This window comes from Streptomyces sp. NPDC060198, assembly GCF_042728415.1.
GTDB lineage: Bacteria > Actinomycetota > Actinomycetes > Streptomycetales > Streptomycetaceae > Streptomyces.
The window spans coordinates 1-3825 of sequence record NZ_JBHWZJ010000524.1 but is presented as its reverse complement, the minus strand read 5'-3'; the positions used below and the strand labels follow the sequence as shown (position 1 = coordinate 3825).

2 protein-coding genes are annotated in these 3825 nt (G+C 72.9%); both read right to left on the bottom strand.

Annotated elements, in window-relative coordinates; all coding sequences use genetic code 11:
- Positions 1 to 14: 14 nt before the first annotated feature.
- On the bottom strand, positions 15 to 881 hold the full coding sequence (locus ACFWEP_RS32780) for a peptidoglycan-binding protein (protein WP_387375662.1): 867 nt from the start codon (positions 879 to 881) through the stop codon (positions 15 to 17).
- Positions 882 to 1036: 155 nt separating this feature from the next.
- Complete coding sequence (locus ACFWEP_RS32775) at positions 1037 to 3493, bottom strand: glycoside hydrolase family 3 C-terminal domain-containing protein (RefSeq protein ID WP_387375660.1); 2457 nt, start codon at positions 3491 to 3493, stop codon at positions 1037 to 1039.
- Between the last annotated feature and the right edge of the window lie 332 nt (positions 3494 to 3825).

The window sequence follows — 3825 nt, the reverse complement described above, 5'->3', positions numbered from 1 at the left end:
GCCGCATCCCCGTCTCACACGTTCGGCACCTTGAGCTTCGCCCAGCTGTCCTCACCCGGTACCCCGTCGGCCGCGTCGCCGACGTACCCGAGCTTGCGCTGCCAGGCGGCGTACGAAGCGCGGTCGGACGCCGACCAGGTGGGCCCGGGGCCGACCGCGTACAGGTCGCAGCCCTCCGCCACGAGCCGCTTGCCCATGGCGGTGATGACCGGACTGTTGCGGCCCGTCGTGAAGAACCCGGCCCCGGGGAACGGCTCGTACGGCTCCGGCAGCGGCCCGTCCGGACCCGCGCCGAGCCGGACGCCGATCCGGTCACGCATCGCGGTCATCGGGAAGCCGCGCGGGTCCACCTTCCCCGGCTGCCACTCCAGGTGCCCGATGACCGAGCGCTCGGACCACTTGTGCGCACGGCAGACCGCCGCTGCCGCCCGCTCGATCGCCAGCAGCTGGGCGGCCGGCCAGGGGTCTTGGCCGTCCCCGAGGTTGACGCACTCGAAGCCGTAGAAACGGGCGTTGCCGTCCGTGTCGGCCTCGTTGTCGGCGGGCAGCGCCGCCGCCTCGGCGATCACCGCGCGCAGCACGTCCCCGTCGCCGAGACCGGCGTGGTTGGCGCGGCCGTTGCCCACCAGGTGGACGGTGCCCTCCTTGTCGATGACCCCATGGCAGAGCGGCCCGGGGAGATCGGAGCGGCCCGAGTAGCACAGCTCCACGGAATTCGGGGTGCCGGAAGTGACGGTGTGATGGATCATCACGCCATTGACCGGGCCCCAGGGGCCCTTGTGGTCACGGTTGTTCGTGCGCCAGCTCTTGTACTCCACCACCTTCAGTCCCTCGTCGCGGAGGGCTTTCAGCAGGGTGTCGGCGGACAAGGGGGTTGCCATGGTGGTGCTCCCTCGGTGCAACTTCGTCTGCGCGGTCGTACGGGGGATCTGTGCCCCTCCGTAACCCCTTCCCAACCCTCGGTCACCAAGGCGGAGGGGCGCGCAGCGTATCGCGCCCCGGACCACCCCGGTGGGCGAAGAGGCCGATCCCCGTCCTACCGGGTGGCGACCCGCACCCGCGTACGCAGGGTCAGGTCCGCCGAGGAGCGCCCCACCGCGAACTCGTACGAACCCGGCAGCAGGGTCCAGCCGTCCTCCACCGACCGCCACACGGCCAGTGCTTCCCGGGGGACGTCCAGGACGGCGGTGATGACGGCTCCCGGCTCCAGCGTCACCTTGGCGAACGCCTTGAGCTGCGAGGGGGGTTCGCCCGCTGCCGCGGGGAAGGTGACGTAGAGCTGCACGACCTCGCTGCCCGCGCGGGATCCGGTGTTGCGGACCCGCACGGTCGCCCGGTGGCCGGAAGGGGAGGGTGCGACCCGCAGGCCGGAGAGGGCGAAGGTGGTGTACGACAGCCCGTGGCCGAACGGGAAGAGCGGCTGCTCGCCCGAGCGCGCGTACCAGCGGTACCCGACCGCCAGCCCCTCGTCGTAGTAGACCTGCTTGCCGTCGCCCGGGAACTCCACCGGCCGCTTGGCCGGACCCTGCGTCTCCGTCGCCGGGAAGGTCTCCGGCAGCCGCCCGCCGGGCTCCGCGTCGCCGAAGAGCATCGCGGCGACCGCGTTGCCCTGCTCCTGGCCCCCGTACCAGTTGGCGATCACCGCCGGGACCTCCGGCAGCCACGGCATCAGCACGGCGCCCGAGGTGTTGAGCACCACGACGGTACGGGGGTTGGCCGCGGCGACCGCGGCGATCAGCTCGTCCTGGTCGGCGGCGAGGCCCAGCGTGGAGCGGTCCATGCTCTCGGCCGTCACGTCCACCACGACCACCACCGCGACCTCGGCCGCCGCGGCGGTGGCGGCCGCCTCGGCGATCAACCGGTCCTGCCCCGGCTGGTGCCCCACCCGCAGGCTCGCGGTACCGGAGGTGTGACGGTAGGTGACCTCGATGGAGTGCGCGCCCTCCGACAGGGTCACGAAACCGTTCTGCACCACCTCGGCCCCGGTCGCGAAATCCGCCACGACCGTCCCGTCGATCGTGAGCACCACCGCGCCGCCGCCGCTCAGCGAGAACCGGTAACGCCCGGCGACCGGCGCCGTGTACGTACCGCTGTACCGCACCGACCAGGCCCCGGTCCGCCCGCTCACCGGGGCCGGCGCGGCAGTCCAGTCGAGGCGGTCGGCAGTCGTGGTGGCGAGGACCGTGCCGGTGAGGTCGGCCGATGCGTAGTAGACCGCCCGCAGACCCGCGCCGAGCACGTCGGCGGGGACGGCCGGCAGGGCGCCGACCCCGAGGGTGCCGCGCGCGTACGTCACCGGGACGGGCGTCGGGGCGCTCGCGGCGCGGGCCGTGATCCCGGCGAGCGGGGTCACCACCCCGCCGTACGGGTTCACACTGCCCGAACCACCGCCGTGCGACCGGTACCCGGCGCCGGCCGCGTCCCCGATCACCGCCACGGACCGGGGAGCGGCGAACGGCAGCACCGGGCCCGCGTTCTTCAGCAGCACACTGCCCTGGATCCCGATCCGACGGGCCAGCGACCTGTTCTCCTCGGTGGAGACGACCGTGTCCAGCAGCGTCAGCGGGTCGGGGAGCGGGTGGTCGAACAGCCCGACCCGGTACATCGTCGTCAGCACCTGCACGGCCATCGTGTCGAGCACCGCCCCGGTGACCGCACCCCGCGCGACCGCCGAGGCGAGCGCCGTACCGAAGTACGTCGACCCCGGCATCTCGGTGGTGGACCCCGCCTCGGCCGTCCGAACCGTGCTGTGCGTCCCGCCCCAGTCCGACATCACCATGCCGTCGAAGCCCCAGCCGTCCCGGAGCACGTCCTGCACCAGGGTGCGATTCTCGTGCGTCCAGACCCCGTTGACCTTGTTGTACGCCGTCATCACCGCGCCTACGCCGCCTTGCTGGACGGCCGCCCGGAACGCCGGAAAGTAGATCTCGTGCAGGGCGCGCGAGGACACCACCACATCGATGGAGTGCCGCAGCGTCTCCTGGTTGTTGGCCGCGAAGTGCTTCACCGTCGCGATGACGTGGTGCGACTGGATGCCCCGTACGACAGGTGCCGCCAGCGCCGCGTTGAGGTGCGGGTCCTCCGTGAACGTCTCGAAGGACCGGCCCCACCGGGGCGTCCGCAGGATGTTGACGCACGGCCCGAGCGCCACGTTGTGCCCCTTGGCAGCCTGCTCACCGCCGTAGGCCCTCCCGTACGTCTCGGCCGCGACCGGATCCCAGGTCGCCGCCAGCGCCTTGGAGCACGGCCACTGGGTCACCCCCGTCGACCCGTTGCCCACTCCGCTCGGCCCGTCCGCGAGGATCGTCGCGGGGATGCCGAGGCGCTCGTTGCCCGGCACCTTGCCGATGAACCCGGGCCGGGCGACCTCCGCCTTGACGTTCACCCCGTGGAGCAGGGCGATCTTCTCGTCCGTCGTCATCCGCGCGACCAGCTCGACGGCCTTCGCACGGGCCGCCGCCGCCCCGGGTTGCGTCACCGGGCCGACGGACACGGGCGCGGCTCCTTCGGCGCTCGCCCCTTTGGGGGCCGGGCCGTTGGCCCCCGGACTTCCGTCCCTGTCCGAGGCGGCGGCCCCGGGTCCCATGGCCCCGAGCCCGGCGGCGACCGTACCCGCACTTCCCAGCCTCAGCAGCGAACGACGACTGACCCGCATGGCCTCTCCCGGTGTTGGATGCCAGGAACCTAACGGCCGGTGGCACGCGGGCCCGGGAGGCACCAGCACGATGCTGTCCGCGGTACACCGATGCAGCCATGGGCGACCACGGTCCCGCCCGCCGCCCCCCCGGGACGGCGGGCCCCACGGGGTGGGTCCGTCATGTATGC

Bases quoted from the DNA above. Each gene is read 5' to 3' on its own strand.
- ACFWEP_RS32780 (WP_387375662.1), bottom strand. From the start codon at position 881: ATGGCAACCCCCTTGTCCGCCGACACCCTGCTGAAAGCCCTCCGCGAC.